The sequence below is a fragment of the Nocardia sp. bgisy134 genome (assembly GCF_057708325.1).
Map to the genome: position 1 here is coordinate 1 of NZ_JBYIRW010000014.1, position 23,776 is coordinate 23,776.

At 68.6% G+C, this 23,776-nt stretch carries 24 protein-coding genes; 12 read left to right on the forward strand and 12 right to left on the reverse strand.

Features of this window, described 5'->3' with window-relative positions:
• Positions 1–49 precede the first annotated feature (49 nt).
• Entirely contained in the window at positions 50–1,264 is a 1,215-nt protein-coding gene (locus tag AC3ERS_RS23525) for a lipase family protein (protein ID WP_431970234.1), read from the reverse strand.
• A gap of 277 nt (positions 1,265–1,541) precedes the next feature.
• Here AC3ERS_RS23525 and AC3ERS_RS23530 point away from each other — a divergent pair, with 277 nt between their 5' ends.
• A complete protein-coding gene (locus AC3ERS_RS23530) occupies positions 1,542–1,784 on the forward strand; it encodes a hypothetical protein (protein WP_431970235.1) in 243 nt (80 codons plus the stop codon).
• Positions 1,785–1,806: 22 nt separating this feature from the next.
• On the opposite strand, the gene AC3ERS_RS23535 is transcribed toward AC3ERS_RS23530, so the two are convergent.
• On the reverse strand, positions 1,807–2,931 hold the full coding sequence (locus AC3ERS_RS23535; protein WP_431970236.1) for an alpha/beta hydrolase family protein: 1,125 nt from the start codon (positions 2,929–2,931) through the stop codon (positions 1,807–1,809).
• 224 nt (positions 2,932–3,155) lie between these two features.
• On the opposite strand from AC3ERS_RS23535, the gene AC3ERS_RS23540 reads away from it, so the two are divergent.
• From AC3ERS_RS23540 to AC3ERS_RS23550, 3 genes are all read left to right on the forward strand, one after another.
• Positions 3,156–3,710, forward strand: a complete 555-nt coding sequence (locus tag AC3ERS_RS23540) for a DUF2599 domain-containing protein (RefSeq protein WP_431970237.1) — start codon at positions 3,156–3,158, stop codon at positions 3,708–3,710.
• 32 nt (positions 3,711–3,742) lie between these two features.
• A complete protein-coding gene (locus AC3ERS_RS23545; protein ID WP_431970238.1) occupies positions 3,743–4,405 on the forward strand; it encodes an NAD(P)H-binding protein in 663 nt (220 codons plus the stop codon).
• A 652-nt stretch (positions 4,406–5,057) separates the two neighbouring features.
• Positions 5,058–5,285 (forward strand): hypothetical protein, encoded by a 228-nt coding sequence (locus tag AC3ERS_RS23550; RefSeq protein ID WP_431970239.1) that lies wholly within the window; start codon positions 5,058–5,060, stop codon positions 5,283–5,285.
• 435 nt (positions 5,286–5,720) lie between these two features.
• Here the strand turns inward: AC3ERS_RS23550 and AC3ERS_RS23555 are convergent, their stop codons facing one another.
• Both AC3ERS_RS23555 and AC3ERS_RS23560 read right to left on the reverse strand, forming a co-directional pair.
• Positions 5,721–6,599, reverse strand: a complete 879-nt coding sequence (locus AC3ERS_RS23555) for a helix-turn-helix domain-containing protein (RefSeq protein ID WP_431970240.1) — start codon at positions 6,597–6,599, stop codon at positions 5,721–5,723.
• 89 nt (positions 6,600–6,688) lie between these two features.
• Positions 6,689–6,913 carry a DUF397 domain-containing protein gene (locus AC3ERS_RS23560; protein WP_431970241.1) on the reverse strand — a complete coding sequence of 75 codons (225 nt, stop codon included), beginning with the start codon at positions 6,911–6,913 and terminating at the stop codon, positions 6,689–6,691.
• A gap of 367 nt (positions 6,914–7,280) precedes the next feature.
• On the opposite strand from AC3ERS_RS23560, the gene AC3ERS_RS23565 reads away from it, so the two are divergent.
• Together AC3ERS_RS23565 and AC3ERS_RS23570 are read left to right on the forward strand one after the other, a co-directional pair.
• Positions 7,281–8,078 carry an SAM-dependent methyltransferase gene (locus tag AC3ERS_RS23565; protein ID WP_431970242.1) on the forward strand — a complete coding sequence of 266 codons (798 nt, stop codon included), beginning with the start codon at positions 7,281–7,283 and terminating at the stop codon, positions 8,076–8,078.
• Positions 8,079–8,416: 338 nt separating this feature from the next.
• Complete coding sequence (locus AC3ERS_RS23570) at positions 8,417–8,653, forward strand: hypothetical protein (protein WP_431970243.1); 237 nt, start codon at positions 8,417–8,419, stop codon at positions 8,651–8,653.
• A gap of 43 nt (positions 8,654–8,696) precedes the next feature.
• Here the strand turns inward: AC3ERS_RS23570 and AC3ERS_RS23575 are convergent, their stop codons facing one another.
• Positions 8,697–9,341 (reverse strand): TetR/AcrR family transcriptional regulator, encoded by a 645-nt coding sequence (locus AC3ERS_RS23575; RefSeq protein ID WP_431970244.1) that lies wholly within the window; start codon positions 9,339–9,341, stop codon positions 8,697–8,699.
• Between the two features lie 162 nt (positions 9,342–9,503).
• On the opposite strand from AC3ERS_RS23575, the gene AC3ERS_RS23580 reads away from it, so the two are divergent.
• Together AC3ERS_RS23580 and AC3ERS_RS23585 are read left to right on the forward strand one after the other, a co-directional pair.
• Positions 9,504–10,883, forward strand: a complete 1,380-nt coding sequence (locus tag AC3ERS_RS23580; protein ID WP_431970245.1) for an FAD-dependent oxidoreductase — start codon at positions 9,504–9,506, stop codon at positions 10,881–10,883.
• Entirely contained in the window at positions 10,876–12,660 is a 1,785-nt protein-coding gene (locus AC3ERS_RS23585; RefSeq protein WP_431970246.1) for a hydroxysqualene dehydroxylase, read from the forward strand. Before AC3ERS_RS23580 ends, AC3ERS_RS23585 begins: the two co-directional genes overlap by 8 nt.
• Positions 12,661–12,666: 6 nt before the next feature.
• On the opposite strand, the gene AC3ERS_RS23590 is transcribed toward AC3ERS_RS23585, so the two are convergent.
• Positions 12,667–13,896: an MCE family protein gene (locus AC3ERS_RS23590; RefSeq protein WP_431970247.1), complete on the reverse strand. Its 1,230-nt coding sequence runs from the start codon at positions 13,894–13,896 to the stop codon at positions 12,667–12,669.
• Between the two features lie 134 nt (positions 13,897–14,030).
• Here AC3ERS_RS23590 and AC3ERS_RS23595 point away from each other — a divergent pair, with 134 nt between their 5' ends.
• Positions 14,031–15,401: a cytochrome P450 gene (locus AC3ERS_RS23595; RefSeq protein WP_431970248.1), complete on the forward strand. Its 1,371-nt coding sequence runs from the start codon at positions 14,031–14,033 to the stop codon at positions 15,399–15,401.
• Positions 15,402–15,471: 70 nt separating this feature from the next.
• Here the strand turns inward: AC3ERS_RS23595 and AC3ERS_RS23600 are convergent, their stop codons facing one another.
• The 5 genes from AC3ERS_RS23600 to AC3ERS_RS23620 are packed head-to-tail and all read right to left on the reverse strand — an operon-like array spanning position 15,472 to position 20,401.
• Positions 15,472–16,698, reverse strand: coding sequence for a cytochrome P450 (locus AC3ERS_RS23600; RefSeq protein ID WP_431970249.1), 1,227 nt, complete (start codon positions 16,696–16,698; stop codon positions 15,472–15,474).
• A gap of 39 nt (positions 16,699–16,737) precedes the next feature.
• A complete protein-coding gene (locus AC3ERS_RS23605; RefSeq protein ID WP_431970250.1) occupies positions 16,738–18,345 on the reverse strand; it encodes an acyl-CoA synthetase in 1,608 nt (535 codons plus the stop codon).
• 24 nt (positions 18,346–18,369) lie between these two features.
• Complete coding sequence (locus AC3ERS_RS23610; RefSeq protein WP_431970251.1) at positions 18,370–19,620, reverse strand: hypothetical protein; 1,251 nt, start codon at positions 19,618–19,620, stop codon at positions 18,370–18,372.
• A gap of 5 nt (positions 19,621–19,625) precedes the next feature.
• A complete protein-coding gene (locus AC3ERS_RS23615) occupies positions 19,626–20,177 on the reverse strand; it encodes a Cif family virulence factor (protein WP_431970252.1) in 552 nt (183 codons plus the stop codon).
• Positions 20,177–20,401 (reverse strand): ferredoxin, encoded by a 225-nt coding sequence (locus AC3ERS_RS23620; protein WP_431970253.1) that lies wholly within the window; start codon positions 20,399–20,401, stop codon positions 20,177–20,179. Before AC3ERS_RS23620 ends, AC3ERS_RS23615 begins: the two co-directional genes overlap by 1 nt.
• Before the next feature lie 460 nt (positions 20,402–20,861).
• On the opposite strand from AC3ERS_RS23620, the gene AC3ERS_RS23625 reads away from it, so the two are divergent.
• The 3 genes from AC3ERS_RS23625 to AC3ERS_RS23635 all read left to right on the forward strand — a co-directional run bounded on the left by AC3ERS_RS23625 (position 20,862) and on the right by AC3ERS_RS23635 (position 23,331).
• On the forward strand, positions 20,862–21,038 hold the full coding sequence (locus AC3ERS_RS23625; RefSeq protein WP_431970254.1) for a hypothetical protein: 177 nt from the start codon (positions 20,862–20,864) through the stop codon (positions 21,036–21,038).
• Positions 21,039–21,473: 435 nt separating this feature from the next.
• The gene (locus tag AC3ERS_RS23630; RefSeq protein WP_431970255.1) at positions 21,474–22,733 is read left to right on the forward strand and encodes a PucR family transcriptional regulator; all 1,260 of its coding nucleotides are present in this window, start codon (positions 21,474–21,476) and stop codon (positions 22,731–22,733) included.
• 163 nt (positions 22,734–22,896) lie between these two features.
• Positions 22,897–23,331 carry a CBS domain-containing protein gene (locus tag AC3ERS_RS23635; RefSeq protein WP_431970256.1) on the forward strand — a complete coding sequence of 145 codons (435 nt, stop codon included), beginning with the start codon at positions 22,897–22,899 and terminating at the stop codon, positions 23,329–23,331.
• A 10-nt stretch (positions 23,332–23,341) separates the two neighbouring features.
• Here AC3ERS_RS23635 and AC3ERS_RS23640 read toward each other — a convergent pair whose 3' ends face one another.
• Positions 23,342–23,773 carry a pyridoxamine 5'-phosphate oxidase family protein gene (locus AC3ERS_RS23640; RefSeq protein ID WP_431970257.1) on the reverse strand — a complete coding sequence of 144 codons (432 nt, stop codon included), beginning with the start codon at positions 23,771–23,773 and terminating at the stop codon, positions 23,342–23,344.
• Between the last annotated feature and the right edge of the window lie 3 nt (positions 23,774–23,776).

Sequence of the window (23,776 nt, forward strand, 5' to 3'; positions counted from 1 at the left end):
TCTCTCCCCCCCCCCCCCCCCCCCCCCCCCCCCCCCCCCCCCACCGGGCTCAGCAGTTGCTCGGCGCGGACTCGCCGCGGAAGCGGGCGTCGAGCCAGCCCAGTGCGGCAGGGATGCCGAGAACGGCGGCGGTGAGATGATCGGGCACCGCGATCTGCTCGGCCTGCACCCGCACGCCCGCCGCGCACCACCTGCGGTCGGTGTTGACGATCGCGTCGACCGGAACCAATCCGTCGATCGGAGAATGCCATTCGAACACCGGCGTGCGCGGCACACCGGCGTGCAGCTCGAGGCTGTTCTCCTCCACCACCGCTCGCGCGTCGCGGTTGTCGATCATCGAGGTCGTCTTGGCGAAGTCCATCGCGCCACGTCCCGCGCCCGCGGCGATGATGTCGTTGGTGCAGCTGTTGGCCATGGCGTCGCGCGCGGCCAGCCCGCGGTCGTTGAGTTGCTCGCTGAGCGGGAACCGCTCCGGGTACTCACGCTCCAGGCCGAGGCCCGCGGCCAAGGCCAGACCGAACACCGGGTGCGAACCGAGGCCGAGGCCCTCCATCATCTTGACCAGGTTCATCGGCACCCCGCCCATCGCGGCACCCGCGAGCTGGAGTTCCGGTGCGTACTCCGGCGCCAGCGCCGCCGCCCACGCGGTGGCCATCCCGCCGCCGGAGTAGCCGACCATCGCCGTAGGGCTCTGCGCCACTTGCAGATCGGACACCTGCTTCACCGCGCGGATGCCGTCCAGGGTGATCTGACCGCCCAGCTTCGCCGCGCCGTAGGCGAACTGCGGGCCGAGATGATCGGGGAGGGCCACGCTCCAGCCGCGCTGCAGCAGCACGTTCCAGCCGGGCGCCTCGCGCACGATCAGATTCGGATCGCCGGTGTAGAGCACCCGCGACACCGAGCACTCGGCGCCGAGCCCGTTGATGATGTGCTGGAAGGACAGCAGCGGGCCGTCCTTGCGGTGCGCCGTCGGGGTGAGCACCGTGGTGGTGGCCGCGATCGGCTTGCCCTGCGAGCTGGTCGAACGGAACCGCACCACGGTGACGGTGGTGTCCGGGAAGATCGGCAGCGGCGGCATCTGGCGCACCGCCAGCACCTCGCCGGGCTTCTTGTCGGCCAGGTCAGGGGGCGAGGCGTAGAACGGATCCGGATCGGGGGCCGGATACAGCGGTTCGCCGTGGGTCACCCCCGCTCCGGCGACGACCATCATCGCTCCGAGCGCGGCGACACCGAGCGCGCGCATCGAACGCAGGGCCTTCCTCATGGACTTGTGCCTCCCCAGTGGGTCCAACGTTGGAGAACATCCTCATCAACGGACGGTGGGGATGGCAGACGCGGTGCGCAACATGTTGACAATTCACAGTTCGGGCAGCGACACGCTGTGACCGCCGCGCACACATACTCGTGAGAATCCCCACCGAAGCGCCGCGCGGCCTGTGACTTGTCCAGCCAGTGGGATGGAACATGTTCTTTGCTATGGTCCCGGACCTACCGTCGAGTAACCGGCGTACGGCCGCGCCGGACCGGAAGGAGACGGTGGCATGGACGGCACACAGCGCATCGCGGATCGCTGGTCGGGTGTCGCGGACGCGCTGACCCGGCGCGTGACCGTCTACTTCGACGGCCCGACCCCCGAGGACGAGATCGTGCTCGCGTACGCCGCGACCAGCACCGAGGCGTGGGAATTCACCAGCGCGGCGCTGCACGCCGGCCTCACCGTCACCGTGGACGGCAAGGTCGGACCCGAGCTGCGCAGGTTGCCGTGCCGGTCGCTGTGGACCTGAACGCGAGGTGACGCGCCGTGCCTCACGGACTGTCCAGCACCCGATGGAGGAAGGCCATCGTGTCCGGCAGCGAGTCGCGGGCGGTAGCGAGGTGGTCGCCGGGATAGACCGCCACCTGGAGATCCGCGCCTGCCGACGTCAGCTCCGCGACCAGGGCTGCGCTCAGGGGCGCGGGCACGTCGCGATCGGTCAGACCCTGGCCGATGAACAGTGGCACCGTGTGGCCCTCGGTCGGTATCCGCAGCATCGAGCGCGCCGCGGCCAGCAGCGCCGGATCCGCCAGCGGCTTCGCCAGCATCTCGCCGATCGAGATATCGCGCACCATGGCGTCGGCCTCGGCGACACACTCGCGCTCGACCAGGGCGAGCACATCCCGGCCCACGGGAGTCAGATAGCTGTCCACGTCGACTTCGGGCGCGGTCTCGCGCAACCCCACGAGGATCGAGGCGAAATAGGCGGTCGTCATCCGGAGCGGAAGCCGCGGCACCCAGGGGCCGAGCAGCGGCGCGATGTTCTCCAGATTCGACGGCGGCCCGGTGGCGACCGCGCCGCGCAACCAGAGCTCGGGCGCGTCCTCCGGGGCGATGCGCGCGGTGAACAAGGCGGTCTGCCCGCCTTGGGACTGACCGAGCACGGCCCACCGGTCGCTCAGCTCGGGCACGACAGTCCGCGCGGCGCGCACCCCGTCGATCATGCTGCGCGCCTGCGACGGTCCATCCAGATACGGGTGCGTGCCCGGGGTGCCGAGGCCGACGTAGTCGGAGAGCGCCACGGCGTAGCCGGCGCGCAGCAACTCCGGATAGACGGTGTCGAGATAGAGGCGGCGCGGCTGCACCGTGAACGCGCAGTGGTCGGCGATCCCCACCGTGCCGTGCGCGTAGGCCACGATCGGCCATCCGCCGGGCGGCGGCGGACCCGGCGGCAGATAGATCGCGCCGCTGCTCTGCATCGGCCCGTGCGGGCCGCGCGACCAGTAGACAAGCCGTAGCCCGGCGCCCGCGTCCGCCACTTCGACGACCTGTGGCAACGGGGACACCTCCGTGACCGAGCCGGGCAGTCCGGCAGGGTTCGCCGCGCCGGTGCCCGCGGGCGCAAGCACCGAGATCACGACCCCGAGCACGCCCCCCAAGATCAGTGCGCGATTCATCGACCGATGATTGCCGTATCGATGCCGGCGGGGCAAGACACCACATTCGGTGTCCCGCTCAGGGCGACCTACCCCCGCCACATGCGGGCCATCGACGGACGTCGTCCGGCCGCGCACGACTACGCTCGACCGGGACGTCCGCGCCACGCCGGACACCACGGCGGCCATGTTGGATACCCACAGCGGCCACGCCGGACAAGTACAGCGCTCGGGAGGGAACGACAGTGAGACAGCGGACGCGGACAGCACACGACCGCCGACCGCGCGTGGTACACGGGGCGACGGTTGCGCTACTGCTGTCCCTCGCGGTCGCCGGTTGCGGCGGCGATAACACGTCCACCGCGACGACGTCCGATCTGGGCTCGCCCACGCCGTCCGCGCGCCTGACCGCACCGCCGACCACCGCGTCGATCGCGATCACCTCACCCGCCACCCCCCTTGCGGCGCAGCCGACGGTCGACCCCTACGAGGGCATTCCCCTCGTCGACCACGTGGCGTGGACCGAGAACGTGGACGGCGCCCGCCTGCTCGTCTTCCCCTCGGAAGCCGGTCGCCGCACCACCTATCCCGGTTCGGACGAGCGGGCCTGGCAGGAGGTTCTCGCCCAGTCCCCCGACGCCGACACCCCCGGCATGCGCGACCAGTTCATCTGCCACTGGGACTGGGCGCGTCTGGTCCAGCCGAACAAGCCCAGCTGGAATATCGAACCGTGGCGGCCCGCCGTCGGCTACCCGGCCACCGTGCAGGCGTCGTGCAACCCGGGCGGACCCGAACGCTGACCGACCGCCACCCGCTACCGGAAAGGACACCCATGCGCATCGTGATCGCCGGTGGACACGGCAAGATCGCCCTGCTGCTCGCCGAATCGCTCGCCGCGGTGGGTCACTCCGTCGACAGCCTGATTCGCAACCCCGTCCACGCCGCGGATGTCGCCGCCACCGGAGCCCGCCCTCTCGTGCTGGATCTGGAACGAACCGACCGCACCGCACTCGCCGCAGCGCTGACCGGGGCCGATGCCGTCGTCTTCGCGGCGGGCGCGGGGCAGGGCAGCGGCGCGGCCCGCAAATACACCGTGGACAAGGGCGGCTCGGTGCTGCTCGCCGAGGCCGCGGAGCAGGCCGGAGTACGACGTTTCGTGCAGATCTCCACCATGGGTGCCGGTCAGCCGCCCGCGCCGGGCACCGACGAGGTGTGGGCCGCCTACATCGATGCCAAAACCCAAGCCGAGGACGATCTTCGAGCCCGCGATCTGGACTGGACCATCGTGCGCCCGGGTCGGCTGCTCGATACCGAGGGCACCGGCCGGGTCACCCTGAGCGCGGACCGGGTCGGTCGCGACAGCATTGCCCGCGCCGACGTCGCGGCCGTCCTCGCCGCCGTGCTGTCCGCTCCGAACACCGTGCGCACCACGCTCGACCTCGTCGCCGGGGATACGCCGTCGGCCGATGCGGTCGCCAATATTGGTAGCCAATAGATTGCTGATTATCGTGTGACGCACCGGATTCGGCCAGCGGGATCCCCAAGACGGTTCCGTCGGCCGACTTATCCGGCCGCCGCCGACCCGCGATTTCGCACCGAATCCGAAACGATTTCCCGACGCTGCCGATTCACCATTCGAGACCTCGCCGCGCGGGGGCGCAATGACGACGCTTCGCCACACGGAGCGTCCGGCCATCCGCGCGCCCCCGCCGAGGCGCACGCGCCGGTCGGACGGTCCGGGACGCATCGCCGCGGCGAACGCCGCCCGACCTGGCCAGCCGTACACCCGGCCTGACGAGGAAGAACACTGGGAAGAGGGCGAACCCGGAGGCTGCCGCGCCGATCCAGCGAACCGCCCGGTCGGAACGCATGGCCGCGCTGGTCACAACTGTGAAAAACCTTTTGCGCGAATACAATCGATCGTGCAGATGTACTTGCATCTGAAAGGCACACGGACCTAAACTCAGTTCCGCAAAGCTATATAGAGGACAACCAGGGGAGGCCGTGTGGGCGAACCGAGGGCAAAAGTCGCCGGAGGTTTGCTGCCGCCTACAGTCAGGGGCGTTCTTATGGACCAACCACTTACAGGCGGCCGGATCGGGTTCGCCGACACCGCACTGGCCGACCAGCCAGCGAACGGTAGAGCTATGAGCACATCGTCGGCCCCGAGCGGCCACAGAAATACCGCGTACTCACGAGAAACGGCAGTCGCGTTCGTCATCGATGCCGTCGAGTCCACCGGAGCGGCCACCCGGAACGATTTCGACATCGATCGGATCGTGTCCACGGCGCACGCCATGGCGGACGACTGGGATCTCGAGGCGTTGCAGCCGGCGACGTTCTGGCGCATCGCATCCACCTTCATCAGGCAGTAGCCGGTTAATCACCGCGCGCGGCGGCCGAACAGCGCTGCGCGCCAGCGAATCTCGCCTGCGGCAGGACACGGCCGGACATCACCTCCGTCCGCCGAGCCGGTGTGCGCGACACCCAGCGCGACCTCGCCGCTTCTCGCGTCGTCCGGACCGACGACGACGCTCGAGCCACAACGGGATCTTCTCGCCGTCAATCGTTTTCGGCCCGAGCCAGGCGGCAAAAATCAGAAAAGAGACCGCTCGTGATCTTCAGGGCGTCGAGCTGCATCAGCGGCGCCAGGTAGTTATCGACGGCAGATAGTTATCGACGGCACCGCACCGCATCCAGCGGCACTCGGTGATTTCTCGGATACACCGCGAGGTCTTCGGCCGTACTGGCAGACCATCGGCGGCGCCACATGATCTTCGGCGACGCTCCTCAGCGCTGCCGGACGATCGTCACGCGTACGATGCCAACATCTCGACCGACTTCTGCGGCGGCAAGGCCTGCACGCTCAAGCGGTCCATCACCGAGAGGTACAGCGCCAGATCCTGCCTGCGGTCCAGGTACAGGGCGCTGGTCAGGTGCTCCAGGTACACGATGTCGGGTAGCTCGGGCTGAGCGAAGCGCAGGATGCTGAAGGAGCTGCCCGCGGCCGCGTGCTCGCCCGCCGAGTACGGCAGGACCTGAAGGGTCACGTTCGGTAGGCCGGCCAGCGCGATGAGGTGCTGCATCTGCTCGCGGTGCACCTGCGGCCCGCCCACCGGACGGTGCAGCGCGGCCTCGTCGATCACCGCCCAGACGATCGGCGGATCCGTCCGGTGCAGGATCTCCTGCCTGCGCTGGCGCACGGCGACGCGTCGTTCGGTGTCGGCGTCGTCGTTGCCGAGAGACAAGACGGCCCTTGCGTATTCGGGCGTCTGTAGCAGGCCGGGCACAAGGTGCGCCTCATAGGTGCGGATCTTGTTGGCCGCTTGCTCCAGCCCCAGGTAGGTGCCGAACCACGAAGGCAGCAAGTCGCTGTAGCGGTGCCACCAGCCGGGCTCGTTCGCCTGTCTGGCCAGCGCGAGGAACCGCTCGCGTTCGACGGGATCGGTTACGCCGTAAAGGGTTAGGAGATCGCGGATGTCGCGTTCTTTGAAACCGGTGCGGCCCAACTCGAGACGACTGATCTTGGCGTGCGAGCCACGAATCGCGTCGCCGGCGGCCTCGCGGGTGATGCTGCAACTCTCGCGTAGCTTGCGCAACTGCCCACCCAGGGCGATCCGGAGCACAGTCGGACCATGCTCCGCGACAACCGATTGCACGAGGCCGTCGTCGTTGGGTTCTGCGATCATGGAGTTCGTCTCCGATACTCGAGGTTGCCCACCAGTGTGTCACACACTTGTCGTTTCGAGACACACCGCACCGACCGCAATGTTACCTTTCAGCTAGTCAAATCGTCGAATTCCCCGGCCTTTGCTCCGCGAACGAACGCGTCGATCTCGGGGCGTGTGTAGAAGAGGACCGCGCCCTCGGGGTCGCGCGAGTTACGCACGGCGACCAGGCCATTGGACACCTCCGCTACTTCGACGCAGTTGCCGCCGCTCGGCCCGCTGTACGAACTCTTGCGCCAGGCGCTCGTGATCTTGTGTGTGGTTGTACCCGACATTTCCCACTCCTCGGTTACTGCCAGTGTGAGGGACCTATCCGCTTGGGTGCTTGCAGATGCACGCTCAAACGTTCTTGCATTTGCACCCACGTCCGGACGATAGCACGAAGTTCACCATGCGGCGCAGAATAATTCGGACCTACCGGTCGGCTTTGAGACCGGTGATTCGTCAGTCGCGGAAAGACCGTGATCAGCTGGCGGATCCAGTCCGCTGACACCACCCGAATCTTGTACTGTCACAGAGCACATCGGATGTACCGTCCATTCGCGACAACCTCGGTGCAAGACGCGCGCGGCGCGCCGCCGAACATCGGTCAAGGGCGGCGGACATCCGGCCAGCACGCACGTTCCCGAGGAGTCACACGCGATGCCCGAAGACCAGAGCCCGCTCATCCGGACCGACATCCCCCATTCCGCCCGAATCTGGAACTACTGGATGGGGGGCAAGGACTACTACGAAATCGACAGGGTCGCAGGTGATGCGGGCATCGAGGTCGACCCCGACATCACCACGATGGCCGTCCAGTCGCGCCAGTTCCTGATCCGCGCGGTCAGCTACCTGGCCAGCGAGGTCGGCATCCGCCAGTTCCTCGACATCGGCACCGGCCTGCCGACCATGCAGAACACCCACGAGGTGGCGCAGAGCGTGGCGCCCGACGCGAAAATCGTTTACGTCGACAATGATCCGCTCGTGCTGACCCACGCGAGGGCGCTGCTCACCAGCACCACCCCGGAAGGCGTCACCACCTACGTGGACTGCGACTTCCACGACACGGAGCAGATCGTCGCCGACGCGCAGAACGTCCTCAATTTCAACAAGCCGATCGCCGTCATGTTCATGGGCGTGCTCGGCCACGCCAAGACCTACGACGAATTGCTGCGCATCGTTCACACGGCGCTCGACGCCGTGCCGTCGGGCAGCTACCTGGTGATGTGGGACGGCACGGACGACAGCCAGGAGTACGTGACCCTCTGCGAGAACTACACCGGCACCGGCGGCGTGCCGTACGTGCCGCGCCCGCAGGCCCAGATTCGCGCCGTCTTCGACGGTTTGGAGTTGGTCGACCCCGGATTCACCTCCATCACCCAGTGGCGCGCCGAGAATACCGAGGTGGGCGAGATCCGGCCCATTTCCGCATACGGAGCCGTCGCGCGCAAACCCTGACGCGCACACCGCGGATACCGGCCAGTCGGCAAATATCCGGCGCGCCGAAATATCCTGACGTGTCATCGATAATCGCGCCGGGTCGGCGAAATTACTGACGCATCAGGAAATAGTGCGACGCGCCTGGGAAAGCCGCTGCGCCACAACGGCGGCCGTCGGCATCCGTCGACGGCCGCCGTTTTCCATTCCTCGCCGTCGTTCGTGCAGATGTACTTGCATCTGTAAGGTACGCGGCCCTAAACTCGGGCAAAGAGTAACGCGGGGAGGCGCGCAGGGAGTTCGCGCCGGCGTCGACAGACAATTCGCCTCCCCTTTGCCAGACGCGAGGGGCGGTCGACATGAGTCAGCCATTTCGAACTCCCCACCGGGACGCGCTCTTCGGAGGCGCCGGTGTAGAGACGTTGCGACCACCCGCCGCGGGCGATGTGTCCGCCGCCGATTGCGGCGCCGAGCCCGGTGGCCTCACCTATCGCCGCGCCCGCGAGATACTCCAGTTCCACGAGGTGCACGGCCCGCAGTGCAGACAGTGGCTCGCGGCGGCGGCGTACTTGTCCGCGGGCCTGGACGACGAATAGTTTGCCCTCGAATGTCGTTGCGGCTCAGTCTCTTCTGTCCCGATCACGCGCACGGCGCGTCACCGTAGACGACGAGCCAGATCGCCCGCCCCAGCGATTCCGCCAGCGCGTCGTCGGTGACGACCGAATTCGCCGCGAAGGCGGCCGTGATCGATCGCTCGACCATCGCCGTCAGCACCACCGCCGTCGCGGTCGGGTCGACGGACGAATCTATTCGCCCCTCGGCGCGATCCGTCTCGAGCCGAGTGCGCACCACATCCACGAAGGACGCGACCCGACCTCTCCAGTACCGCCCCACATCTCGGTCGTAGGCGGCGACTTCACTCAGCGCCAGCAGCAGATAGCGATGTTCACGGAACCCCGCGATCATGCTGCCGATCGCACCGACCACTCCCGCCCTGCGGTCACCGTGATCGGCGCGCCACCACGTCTCCGCCGCGTCGAACAGGTCCGCGGTCGCCAGCTCCGCCATGCGGATCAGTAGCCGGCTCTTGTCCGGAAAGTAGCGGTAGAAGGTCGATCTCGCGGAACCCGACGCCGCGGCGATCTTCTGCACCGCGATCTCGGTGTAAGGCGTTCCGTCGGCGAGCAGCTCTTCGACGGCGCGTAGGACGCGTCGCTCGAATTCCGCGCGCCGGTCGTCGACCTGCTTGCGCGCGTTCTTCGGGGCTCTCGTCAGCGAAGGCATCCGCCGCCCGCACGTCGCGCGACGGTGCGGCGTCGCCGAGGTCGTCCGCTGGATGGATCCATGAGTTCCATTCTGCCGTGCGGCCGTTGACAGCGAGAGGCGCCGAGCCGCACCATCGATCGGACACCATGTCCGAGACGCAGTGACCGAGGCGGTTCGATGATGAGCGGCGCTTCTGCCATCCCGGTCGAGGACACCGAGGTCGTCGTGGTCGGCGCGCGCTGCGCCGGGTCGGCGGCGGCCGCCGCGTTCGCGCAGGCCGGTCGGCGGGTGGTGCTGCTCGAAGCGACTCGGCTTCCCTCCGACACGCTCTCCACGCACTTGCTGTGGCCCGGCGGAGTCGCGGAGCTGCGGCGTCTCGGTGCGCTCGATCGTGTCGCGGAGTTGGGCGCGCCACCGATGCGGACGGCCTACGCGGCGGGCGCGGGCCATGCCATTCGCTCCTCGTTCGCGCCGGTCGACGGCGTCGACTACGCGCTGTGTGTGCGCCGCACGGGCCTGGACGCCGCGCTCGCGGCCACCGCGGTCGCCGCGGGAGCGCAGCTGCGGGATGGCGCGCGGGTCGGCGAATTGCTCTGGCGAGGAACACGATGCGCGGGCGTGCGGTACACCGATTCGTCCGGCACGCACGAATTGCGCGCCGCTCTCGTCGTCGGCGCCGACGGACGGCGCAGCACGGTGGCTCGGCTGGCCGGTGCGTCCCGCCCTCGGCTCTTCGCGCCGAGCGGGCGGGACTGCTATTTCGCCTACTGGCGTGACACGGCGGTCGAATGGCGCGGGGTGGCCGCGCAGTGGCGCGACGGCGCCGATCTCGGCACCGCCTTCCCCTGCGACGACGGGCTGCTGCTCGCCCTCGTACAACCGCCCGCGAGCCAGGACCGTCCGGGACCCGGCGGGGCCGAACGACGCTATCGGGAAGCGATCGAACGGATTCCGGGGTTGACGGCGCGGCTCGCGGGATGCGAGCGCGTGGGTCGCGTCCGCTCGGCGACCGGGCTCGTCTCCTACTTCCGGGGATCCAGCGGGCCCGGGTGGGCCTTGCCCGGCGACGCCGGTCATTTCAAGGATCCCGTGACGGCGCAGGGCATTCGGGACGCGCTGCACTACGGCAGACGGCTCGGCGAACTCGCCGCCCCGGTGCTGCACGAACCGCAGCGCCTGGACGCGGCGTTGCGCGCCTGGGAGTCCCAGCGCCTCACCGAATGTCTCGGCATCTACCAGTGGACGAACCGGTTGTCTCGCGCGACGCCCATGAGCCCCTTGGAGATTCAGCTGTACCGCCGCGCCACCGGCGACCCGGAGCTAGCACGGGCGGTGACCGAGATCTTCTCCCGGACAAAGGATCCGAAGGACGTCTTCACCCCTGGCCTCGCCGCCGCGCTGGCCGTTGGCGCCTTGCGTGCGGCCTGGCCGTCGGTCGGTCCGGTGCTGACCGAACTCCTCCACGAAGCCCGCGACACCGCCGCCGACTGGTGGCAGTCCCGCGCGCACCCGGCCATCACGCCCGCCACCGCCGCCGTCCCAGGAGTTCGACATGCGTGATCAGCGACCGTTTTCCGGTATTTCCCCGACCCGTCGCGATGTCCTACGCGGTGCGCTGGCGGCGGGCGCCGGCCTGTTGGCGAGCGCTCCGATGGCCACCGCCGCGCCCGTAGCGCGGCGAGCGCCCGCGCCGGGGCGAACGGTCGCGATCTTCGGCGGCGGCGTCGCGGGGCTCTCCGCCGCTCACGAACTCGCCGAGCGCGGATACCAGGTCACCGTCTACGAACCCGCCTTCCTCGGCGGCAAGGCCAGGAGCATGGGCGTCCCGGGCACCGGCACGGAGGGCCGGCTCGATCTGCCCGGCGAGCACGGCTTTCGCTTCTTCCCCGGCTGCTACCAGAACCTTCCCGACACCATGCGGCGCATTCCGTTCCCCGGCAACCACGACGGCGTCGCGGGCAACCTGGTGCGGGTGGAGGGCACCGTCGCCGGATTCCGCGGGCGCCCACCGATTTTCACGCCGGTCGAGCTCGGCGCGATCGACCAGCTGACGCCGCAACGACTACAGAACACTCTGATGAGCGCGTTCGGTTTCGTTCCCGAGCTGCCGCCGCACGAACTCGCGTTCTTCGCCAAGCAGATGACGGTCTGGTTCACCTCTTGCGAGCAGCGGCGTTTCGGGCAATGGGAGTACATCACCTGGGAGCAGATCCTGCGCGCCGAGGGCAAGTCGCCCGCCTACCGCGACTACTTGGTCAGCGCGCTCACCCGGATCACCGTCGCCGCGAAACCGCACCTCAGCTCGGCGCGCACTATCGGCACCATCGGCGAGGCGTTGGTGCTGGCCGCGACCGGAGCGATTCCGCAGTACGCCGCGGGGATCGACCGTATTCTGAACCGCCCGACCAACGAGGCGTGGATCGATCCCTGGGTCGGCTACCTGCGTTCGCTCGGTGTCCGTTTCGTCATGAACCGGGGCGCGAGCGCGCTGGCACTGCGCGGTGGGCGCGTCGTCTCGGCGACCGTGCGTGGCGCGAACGGCGCGGCCGACACCGTCACGGCGGACTGGTACGTCTGCGCCATGCCGGTCGAGCGAGCGCGGCCGCTGCTCAGCGACCAGATCCTCGACGCCGACCCGCGACTGGCGGGCATGCGTCACCTGCAGACGGATTGGATGGTCGGCATTCAGTACTACCTCGCCAGGACGACCGAGCTGCCGGAGGGCCATATCGCCGCGCTCGGTTCGCCGTGGGCGCTCACCGCATTGCGCCAAGCGCCCATGTGGGTCGGCGATTTCGCCGCACGCTACGGCGACGGCTCGGTGCGAGAGTGTCTCTCGGTGGACATCTCCGACTGGGACTCCCCCGGTCTGCTGTACGGCCGACCGGCCAAGGAGTGCTCGCGCGCGGAGATCGCGGCGGAAGTGTGGGCCCAGCTGAAGGAATGGCTCAACACCGCGACGGGCTGGCTGCGCGACGAGGACATCCACTCCTGGCATCTCGATCCCGGAATCAGCTGGCGCGGTGGCGAAATCGACAATGCGACACCGTTGCTGGTCAACACCGCCGGCTCCTACGTGCATCGGCCGTCGGCGCACTGCGCCATACCCAATCTGTTCTTCGGCGGCGACCACGTGCGCAGCCACATCGACCTCGCGACCATGGAAGGCGCCAACGAGTCCGGCCGCGCCGCGGCCAACGCGATCATGGACGCCGCCGACGACCCCGGCCTGCGCACGCCGATCTTCCCTCTGGTCTCGCTGCCGCTCTTCGATCAGGCCAAGCTCCTCGACGCCGATCGCTACCGCGCGGGACTGCCCCATGTGCTCGACGCCTGACGTTCCTCATCGGCGACCCACGCCGGGCAGTCCACCGAAGAAGATCTCGAACACCGTCTGTGGATTCGTGTGCAGCTGGGCGCTGGTCGGCGGGACGAACGGCGGCCCTTCGTTGATGTCGGTGACGACATAGTCCGCGTGCGAACCCGGCGTGCGCTGTTCGATACCGGAGCAGTCCGGACCGCCGGTCGCGTTGACCTTCGGCAGATCCTCCGGGTACTTGTACGGCTCCGAGGCCAGCATGAAGTTGCTGTTGAACACCGCGCCCGGCTTCATCCCGCCGAATATCGCGTTCGCCAACGGCATGACCGAGGTGATGCCCATGATCACGCAGCGCAGCACAGGGCGATAGTCGTGCAGCAACTCGGCGCCCGGCCGCAGCAGCCGGACCGCCGTCGCCAGCTGCTGCTCGTTCTCGGTGAAGACCGCGCGGGTGGTCTCGGCCAGACCCAGCACGTTGAGCAGCATCTCGTCCAGGTCCGCCGCCCGGTCCGCGACGGTCACGCCGGTCGCGGTCGCGTTGCCGACCGTGCGCAGCAACTCCCCCGCGGTGTCGGCGTAGAGGCCGGTGACCTCGGCTGTGGCGGCCATATCGAGTCCGAGTTGCGGCAGGCTCGGATTCAGTTCTCGCAGTACGGCGTCGGTGCGCGCCAGCAGATCCCCGAGCGTGTCGCCGCGCCCCTGCAACGCCGCGCTCAACGCGGCGAGGGTGGCGTTCAGCCGTGCCGGTTCGATTGCCGCCAGCAGCGTCGAGAGTCGCTGGAACAGCGTGTTGAATTCGACCGTCACCGATTCCCCGCGAATCAGCGCCCCCGGCGCGAGCGGGCGCGACGACGGGTGGGCGGGCGCCACGAAGTTGACGTACTTCGCGCCGAAGACCGTCGTCGAGCGGATATCGACCAGGGTGTTCTCCGGGACCATCCGCAGCAGGCCGGGGTCGAGCGCCAACCGCAGCCACACCCGGCCATCGTGCGGTTCGACGGCCGCGACGCGCCCGATGTCGACACCGCGCAGGCGCACCGCGGCGTCGGGATCGAGCACCAAGCCCGTGCGCGGCGCATCGACGACGACCGTGGCGGTCGGCTCGAAGCGACCCGTGTACAGCGCCGAGGCGACAAACAGCACGGCCACGATCGTCGAAACCAGCGCCAGCCCGGCGAGTTTGAGCCGGATCGTCACCCACGTGGCCCACAGGTTCGGGTAGCGCCCCCGGAAGGACTGTTGCCGTGCGTCCAACTCTTCACCCCTTCGGCAGGGCCCTGCGCGTGATCACGCGATCGCGTATCCCTTGCTCGCGTCCGGTCGACAGTAGTACTGTCCAGACACGTGTCCAGCATATGTCTGGACAGGTATCTGTGGAAGGATTTCCGATGACTCTGGTGAAACCACAGCGCGTCTCCGGCGGCGAGCACGAGCACGGACATCTCGAGGAGTTCCGCTCCGATCCGATCGCGTTGATGCGCCGGGTGCGCGCCGAATGCGGCGACATCGGCGCCTTCGAGCTCGCGGGCAAACAGGTCATCCTGCTCTCCGGGGCGGAAGCCAACGAGTTCTTCTTCCGTGCCGGCGACGAGGATCTCGACCAGGGCGCCGCCTATCCGTTCATGAAGCCGATCTTCGGCGAGGGCGTGGTCTTCGACGCCAGTCCGGAACGCCGTCAGGAGATGCTGCACAACCAGGCGCTGCGGGCCGAGCACATGCGCGGGCACGCGGCCACGATCGCCGCCGAGGTGGAGCGGATGCTGGCGCGCTGGGGCGACGCGGGCGAGATCGATCTGCTCGATTTCTTCGCCGAGCTGACCATCTACACTTCCTCGGCCTGCCTCATCGGCGCGAAATTCCGCAACGAACTGGACGGCAGGTTCGCGCACCTGTACCACGAACTCGAACGCGGCACCGACGCGTTGGCCTACGTGGACCCCTACGCGCCGATCGAGAGTTTCCGCCGCAGGGACGAGGCCCGGGCCGCGCTCGTCGATCTGGTGCAGGGAATCATGGACCAGCGGGCCGCCCGTCCCCCCGCCGAGCGCGGCGACCGCGACATGCTCGACGTGCTCGTCTCCGTGCCCGACGAGAACGGCGCTCCGCGCTTCAGCGCCAGCGAGATCACCGGCATCTTCATCTCGATGATGTTCGCCGGCCACCACACCACCTCCGGCACCGCGGCCTGGACCGTGATCGAACTGCTGCGCCACCCGGAGCTGCTGGACGGCGTCGTCGCCGAGCTGGACGAACTCTACGCCGACGGCTCGCCGGTGAGTTTCGGTGCGCTGCGCCGGATTCCGCGCCTGGAGGCGGTAGTGAAGGAGACGCTGCGGCTGCATCCGCCGCTGATCATCCTGATGCGGGTCGCCAGAGGCGATTTCGAGGTCTGCGGTCACCACATCACCGAGGGCGATCACGTGGCAGCCACACCGGCCATCTCGAACCGGCTGCCCGAGGACTTTCCCGACCCCGACGCCTTCGACCCCGGCCGCTACCTCGATCCGAATCAGGAGGACATCGTCAATCGCTGGACCTGGATTCCGTTCGGGGCGGGGCGGCACCGCTGCGTCGGCGCCGCGTTCGCGCTCATGCAGCTCAAGGCGATCTTCTCGATCCTGCTGCGGGACTGGGAGTTCGAGATGGCTCAGCCTTCGGAGAGCTACCGCAACGACCATTCGAAGATGGTGGTGCAGCTGGAGCAGCCCTGCCGGGTGCGCTACCGCAGGCGCGGTGCGGCGGGCGGGCGGGGCGATTGAGCGCCGGGACTTCGGCGGACATGCTCGGACGGCCGCGGCACCACACCGCGGCCGTCCGAGCGTCACCGGCTCACTCGTATCGAACCTGCCAGCTCTTGACCCCGTTGATCCAGCCCGACCGCAACCGCACCGGATCCGAGACCTGCCGCAGCGCGGGCATCGCGTCGGCGATCGCGTTGAACATCAGATCGATCTCCAGCCGGGCCAGGTTCGCGCCGACGCAGTAGTGCGCGCCCGTCCCGCCGAAGCCGACGTGCGGATTCGGATCGCGCAGGATGTCGAAGACGAACGGGTCGGCGAAGCCGTCCTCGTCGAAATTGGCCGAGCTGTAGAACAATCCGAGCCGCTGCCCGGCGTGGATCCGCTGCCCGCCGAGCTCGACGTCCGCGGTGGCGGTGCGCTGGAATGCGGTGACCGGAGTGGCCCACCGGACGATCTCGTCGGGCGCGGTGCGCGGGCGTCGCGCGCGGTAGATCTCCCACTGCTCGGGGTGATCCACGAAGGCCTTCATGCCGTGCGTGATCGCGTTGCGCGTCGTCTCGTTGCCCGCCACCGCGAGCAGGATGACGAAGAAGCCGAACTCGTCGGAGGCCAGCGCCTCGCCGTCGACGTCGGCGTACACCAGTTCGGAGACGATGTCGTGCGCCGGACGATCACGGCGCTGCTCGGCCATGTTCCACGCGTAGCCCAGGATTTCGGCCGAGGCCACGGTCGGGTCGCCGTACTCGGGGTCGTCGTAGTTGAGCATCTGGTTCGACCAGTCGAAGAGCTTGCGCCGATCCTCCTGCGGCACGCCGAGCAGTTCGGCGATCGCCTGCAGGGGTAGCTCGCAGGCCACCTGCTGCACGAAATCACCCCCGCCCGTGCGCTTCGCGGCGTGCACGATGCGCTCGGCCCGTTCGGTCAACGCCGCGCGCAGGCTTTCGACCGCGCGCGGGGTGAATCCTTTGGAGACGATCCGGCGGATCTTGGAATGCTTGGGCGCGTCCATGTTGACCAGCAGCGCGCCGGTGAGCTCCATCTGCTCCGGAGTGATGTCGCCCGGCAGCCGGATGATCGCGCCTTTGCGCTGCGAGGAGTAGAGCTCCGCGTGCCGCGAGATCTCCTTGACGTCCGCGAGTTTGCTCACCACCCAGTAGCCCCCGTCGCGGAAGCCGCCCGAGGCGTCGTCGGACTGCCCGTTCCACCACACCGGCGCGGTGCGGCGCAACAGTGCGAATTCCTCGACGGGACTACGGTTCTGCCACAGCGCGGGATCGGTGAAGTCGAAACCCGTCGGCATCGACGGTGCGGTCATGTCTACCTCCTGGGATGAAATGTCCTGCGGCGATGCGGTTCACGCGGATCGGTGATCGGGTTCGCGACCCGCGACATGGTCCCGGGCCCAGCGGTAGTCCGGTTTGCCGCTGGGCGAGCGCACGATGGCGTCGGCAACCCAGATCTGTTTCGGCACCTTGTACCCGGCCAGGTGGCGCCGCACGTGCAGTTCCAGCGAGCCGAAGTCGATCGGGCCGGATTCCGGCACCGTGACGACCGCCGCGACCTGATGGCCCCAGCGCTCGTGCGGCACGCCGACCACCACCGCGTCGTAGATCCGCGCGTGCGCCTTCAGCACGCCTTCGACCTCTTCGACGAACACCTTCTCGCCGCCGGTGTTGATCACCATGTCGCCGCGCCCGAGCAGGGTCACCGAGCCGTCGGCCTCGGCCCTGGCGCGGTCGTCGGTCACCACGATGCGGGCGCCGTCCACGGATTCGAACAGCCGGGCGGACCTCTCGGGATCCTTGTAGTACCCGAGCGGCACCGCCCCGGTCTTCGCCAGCCGGCCTTCGGCGCCCGGCGGCACCGGACGCCCCTCGTCGTCGACCACCACCGCGCCGCGACCGGTCCGCACCCGGGGCCCGCGCGCGGGGTCGTCGTCCTTCTGCGCGAAACCTATTCCACCGAAGCCTGTTTCGGACGATCCGATGGAGTCGGACACGATCGCCGACGGAAACATCTCCAGTAGGGTGTTCTTCACCGCCTGCGAGAGCAGCGCCGCGCCGGAGGCGATGGCCAGCAGCGAGGACGCGTCGGCGGGCCGCTGCCGGTAGGCGTCGATCAGCGGCCGCGCCATGGCATCTCCGGTGATCACCAGCACCTGCGGCCGATGCCGCGCCACGCCCGCCCACACCGCGGCGGGTTCGAAACGGCGCTCGAAGATCACCGCGTTGCCCGACCACAGCGCGGTGAAGGTCGGCATCATCGCGGCCGCGTGGATCAGCGGCGGCAGTACGAACCAGATGCTCGGCTCGCCTGCCGCGCCGGTGCGCGACTGCTGGTACTCGTCGGCCACGGGTTCGCCTGTGTAGAAATCGATCCCGCCGCCGAGCACCCGCCACATGTCCTCTTGCCGCCACATGACGCCCTTCGGCAGCCCGGTGGTGCCGCCGGTATACATCATGAACAGGTCGTCGGGACCGCGCTTCGCCGCGGGCCGCGTCCCGGGATGCTCCGCCAACGCGCTCTCGTACGGTACGGCGTCGGCGTCGGCCTGGTGCACCGTCTCGTCGTCGACGCGGAGCGCGTGCCGCACGCGCGGGACTCGAGATCTGGCCGCCCGCACCGCGTCCGAATAGCGGGCGTGGTAGACGAGCGCGTCGAGATCGGCGTTGTCGTAGATGTAGGCGAGTTCCGCTGGGCCGTATCGGTAGTTGATGTTGATCGGGACGGCCGCGAGCTTGAAGCAGGCGATCAGCGTCTCCATGGTCTCCACGCTGTTGTGCATCTGGAAACCGACGTGGGCGCCCGCCTCGACGCCCGATGCCGCGAGGTGGTGCGCCAGTCGATTGGCCCTGGCGTCGAGGTCCGCGAAGCTCACACGGCGCTCGCCCTGGAGTACCGCGATCCGGTCGGGCATGGCGTCGACGGCGTGCTCGAACAGGTCGGCAAAATTGTTGGCCATCAGGTGTCGTCTCGCTCTCGGCCGTCACACCACGGTGAGCGGCAAAGGTTTTCCACGGTCAGCGAACTCGAACCGCGCGCCGGTGCTGAACCGCGTCACCGCCACCTCGGCGCACTCGCGAAACGGTGTGTCGGCGAGCCGGAAATCGACAGTCAGCACGCCGCCCTCGGCGTCGGCTGCCGCGGCGAACCAGCGCGGGTTCACCGCGCGGGCGAGCGCGTCCAGCGGGGCGAGGTGGTCGGGGGCGAGCATGGCGGGCCACGCGCCGTCGGTCCCGGCGCCACTTTTGCGCGGAATGCGCAGGCGGACAGCGTCGTTCGCATAGTCGATGGCGATGCCGGTGTAGGGCAGAGGATTCAGCGCCGGATGCGCCGCGAGCACCGTGGCGAGAGCCTCCGCGTCGTCGCCGAGCCGCAGACAGCGGCGGATTCGGTCGGCGGTGAGTCCGGCGATGCCGGTGAACTGCTTGCGCGCGATCGCCGCCGCGCTCGGCGCGTCGGCCCTGGCCCGCACGGCGAGCACGAAACCGAGGGTGAGCAGATGATGCTGGAGGCACACCTCCTCGGCGATGCGCACCAGTGCGGAGTGCGAGAAGTCCGCGAAGCGCAGGTCGCTCAGCAGCGGTCCCGCGTAGTCGGACAGCCCGTCTTCCGCGGGAACGATGGGCGCCAACTCCGTACGGGCCGCAGCGGAATCGGCGACGAGCCCGGCGTCGCGCGGTATCGGCGGCGGCTCGTGCGCCGGATCGATGGTGACCCGCCAGGCGCAGACCGGCGTGCGGTCCGCGGGATGGCGGGGCGGGCGGTGGATGGGGCGCACCTGCGCGTGCGGATTCGTCGCCAGTGCGGTGGCGTCGAAGGTCGGGTCCTCGATGTCGTGGCACATCGAGACGACGAAGTCCTCGCCCATCGGCTCGACATCGGCCAGCGCGCCGCAGTGATCGAGCCAGAACTCGCCGTGATCGCGATCGTCCACGCGGAAGCGGAAATCCATGAACTGCGGCGGCGCGCCGATGTCGAGCTGCAACCCCTTGAAGATGGTCGGCACGTCGTCGCCAGCGAAACCCAGCGCCCGCTGCATCCTGCGCGTGTACACCGGGCTGGCCAGCTGCCACTCCTCGATGGCGACCTCCGTCATGCCCGTCCTGCCGAACGCGGCGATGGAGTGCGCCATTCCGGAACGGTCGATGAGGTGCCCGCACAGCAGCAGTTCGGGCACCAGCGCCGCCAGCGTCTGCCGGGAGAATCGCGCGTAGCGGCTCGGTGTCGTGCTCATCGCCGTCACCAGAGCGGGGCGGGCGCTTCGCCGACGCCGTACCAGCCCGGCAGCGGCGTACCGGAGGTCGAGCGGGCGATCCGCTGCTGCATGCCGGGGGTCAGCGCGTTGTTCGTGATCATCTCCAGGAACAACGCCGAGACGTTGCCGAAGTCGAAGAAGTCGCGCTGCCACGACCATTGGAAGTCGCCGCCGTAGCGGAACCAGCTGCCGCCGATGCCTTCCGGGCTGTACGGGCGTCCGTCGGGGCGTTGCGCGTCGGCGACCTGCTTCCAGAAACCGATCACCGTGCCGGACCGGTCGTCGACCACGAACTCCTGATACGGATAGGTCCAGCCCTCCAGACCCGTCATCTCCTGGCCGAGGGCGATATCGCGGATCTCCTCGCGCCCGACGGCCATGAATTCCTGGGCCGGGCCGTAGTTCCAGCCGTAGGTGGCGTCCATGGTGTACATCTCGGCGAGGGGCTTCCAGTCACCCTTCTCCTCGCAGCGCTGGTTCTCCAGGACCCAGCGCCGGATCATCTCGTCGAGCTCGGCGCGGTCGTAAGTCGCCATCAGTGTGCACCTTTCGCGGCGTGGTCGTTCTCGTCGTCGGTGAGGGAGAGCGCCCTGGTCGGGCAGTAGCGGATCGCGCTCGCGACCGCGTCGCGCTGCGCCGGATCCGGGCTGGGATCGAGGATCTCCACGTGGCCGCGCTTGGGCACGGTGAAGACGGCGGGCGCCTCGGACTGGCAGACGGCGTGACCCTGGCACAGATCGAGGTCGACGGAGATCTTCACGGCGCTCTCCCCTCGCCCGCACCGGACACCCTGGCTGTCATCACACACCTCGATTTCGAGAACAGGTTCATCCAGACCGGCTGCGACGGATACAACCGTTGAGACAGATAGCTGGACATGTGTCTGGACAGTACCACCGTGCTGGTCGGCCAACAACGGTTTCGACGACAAGCGCATCGGCGACCGGAGCGGCGATTCAGGACCGCGGGCGCGACGAAACCACCGCTACCGGATTCCGTCGCCTCGGGTTTGCGGGCCCGACGGGTCACCGACCGAGACAGTCAGCCCGTCCAAGATCACGACGCGTTGCCAAAACCGTTATCACACAGCGATGTTCGCGCATCTGTACTTGCATCTGTATCGAACACCGACCTACACTCGGCCCGAAAGCAGAGGAGCTTCACCGAGCCCGTGCCAGCGTTGCCACGAGACTCCTCGCAACATCCCGAAGGTCTTTGACATGGATCAGCCGCTACATCGCTCCCGCCGGCTCGGCGTCGCCGATATCGCCGCCGTCTACGGCACCGACGCACTGCACCGACGCATCGCCCAGTTGCGCGCCCGTGGACAGCACTATGCCGCCGTCGCGATAGAGCGCGAGATCCGCAGCAGCGCAATGGAAGACGGCTCCGGGTAGGCCGCTGCTCCCGCGGCGGGGACCGGAACGGGCGCCCCTTCCGACCGGCTCGCCTCCGGCCCGCGCTCGGTCCGGCTCCGATCGAGCGCGGGCACCGGCAAGCGCGCGAAGGCCCGAACGACTTCCGCCGCGTCGATCGACGACCGGCACCGGCGACGGGCACGACCGGACCATCCTCGGCGAGAGGGTTCAGCTATGCGCGACTCGCCTCCCACCGTCCCGGACACTTCGCGCGGGAGACCGCCGGGCGGTGGCACTCCGTACCGCGCACGCCTCGATGCCGTCGCCGATGCCTTGCATCTGGGGCCTCGCACAACGGTGCTGCGGTGCAATTGATCTCATCGAACACTCCCCATGCCGATAACCGTTTCGTATAGTGATGCAACAATTCGGGCGCTGTTCTATGACGTCCGATGTGGCACTGGAGCACTACGAATGACCTTCACCGCGCTGGACCTGTCCGCCGACCCGTCCACCACGGCGCTCGAAATCGGCGGCCAGCCGGCGTCGGTACCGCTGCAGAACACCGACGGGGTGGCGTCGCGGATGGTCGGCTACTTCGCCACCTGTGTCGCCCCGTGCCGCACGCTGCCCGGTGAGCAGATGCGCGGCGACGTCACCAAGGTGACGCGATTCTGCCTCACCCTGGCCGCCGAGATGTTCGATCGCAGGACCGTGCCCGACGACGACCAGCTCGGCGAGGTCAGGGAGGCCGCCGCCCAGTGGGCGCGCGAAGCGGTGCCGCTCGGCACCATCCTGCGCGCCTATCACGAAGGCCTGCGCATCGCGTTCGGCTTGATCACCGAGAGCGCCAAGGCCGACGACGTGGACGAGGTGATCGTCGCGACCGATCTGGTGCTGGAACTGCTCGAGGTCATCACGGCCGCGGTCTCCGACGCCTACGTGGACGAGCAGCATCTCGTCGCCCGCGAGCATCAGACCGCCGCGCAGACCCTGGCCTCCGCGCTGCTGAGCGGGCGCGGCAGTTCCGCGCTGGCCAGGCAGGCGGGTATCCCGATCGCGGAGTCGTATCAGGTGGTGGCGCTCTCGGTGCCGGAGCATCCGGACGAGCGCGATCCGCGGATCGACGCGCAGGTGGCCGCGCGCCGCAAACTACGCCGACTACAGTCCGAGCTGGCCACCGTCTTCCGCTCGCGTGTGCTGGCCCTGCTCTCCACCAAGGGCGGCACACTGCTCATCCCCGTGGGCGAGGACATCCCCGAGCTCACTCCCGAACTCCTCGACACTCTCTCCGCCGGGGCCGAGGTCCCGCTCACCGCCACGGTGATCGTCGGCGACACCGATCGGATCCCGGATTCCGCCGAGCAGGCCCACGAGCTGCTGAATCTGGTCCGGGTCGGCGGCCGCTCCGCCGGGCTCTACCAGATGTCCGATCTGGCGGTGGAGTACCAGCTCACCCGCGGCGGACCCGCCGCCCGCCGGATCGCCACCATCCTCGACCCGCTCGACGCGCACCCCGAACTGTTCGACACCATGCGCGCCTACCTGGGCAACGACATGAACCGGCAGCTCACCGCGCGCCAGCTGTACGTGCACCCGAACACCGTCGACTACCGGCTGCGCCGCATCGCGCAGCTGACCACGATCGACCTGGCCACCTCGGCGGGCATCTCGCAGGCGGCCATCGCCCTGCTGGCCAGGGATCTCGACCGCAGCGTGGCGCGGCGCTTGTAGTCGCGCGGCTTCGGCACGGGCCGCGAAACGCCTCCAGCGGCGCGACGCCGACGGCCCGCAGTACGCCTGTTGTGGCACGACCGCGCAACGATGCGGATTCGTGCTGGTCACACGGTCCCGAACTTGCGATCCTGGAACCCCGTGAGTCTGGATGGTGAAAAGTATGCGAATCGCGGAGATCTTGCGCAGGAAAGGTAGCGAAGTCGCCACGGTGCCGCCCGACACGACGGTGCGCAGTCTGCTGGCCACGCTGGCCGAGCACAATATCGGCGCGGTGGTCGTCTCCCCCGACGGGATGCGAATCGCGGGCATCGTCTCCGAGCGCGATGTGGTGCGTCGCTTGCACGAGCTCGGCGCGGACCTGCTCGACACGCCGGTCGCGGACATCATGACCGTCGAAGTCCGCACCTGTGTCCCCGACGATCACGTCGACAGCCTGCGCCGGATCATGACCGACCACCGGATCCGGCACCTGCCGGTGGTGCGCGACGACATGTTGATCGGCATCGTCAGCATCGGCGACGTGGTCAAGAGCGCGATCTCGGAGCTCGCGACCGAACGCCAGCACCTGGTCGACTATCTCCAGGGCCGGTACTGAGCGAACGGCGCTACAGCGCCGAGAGGTCGCCGAGGTCGGCGGACAACCAGCGCTCGGGTCGCATGTACACCGCGACCTGCTCGCCGTACGCCTCTGCCGCCCGCAGATAACCATCGACCTTGTCCGGCGGCAGGTAGCGGGCGACCATCTCGCGGTGCAGCTCGTCGGTCATCGGCGTGATCCGGGTGACCGGCCCCTCCACACTGACGTAGCGCACCGTGGGCTCCAGGCGCTGCACCATCAGGCTGAAGCGGCCGGTCTGCCGGATGTACCGCATCTTCTCGGACTCCGGGCCGGTCAGCACCCACACCTCGGCGCCCGGCGAGTACTGGTACCAGATCGGCACGTTCAGCGGACCGCGATCCTGGCCCGTCGTGACGGCCAACGCCGCGATGTGCGGCTGCGCGAGAAACTGTTGACGCTCATCTTGGCTCAACGGCATGGG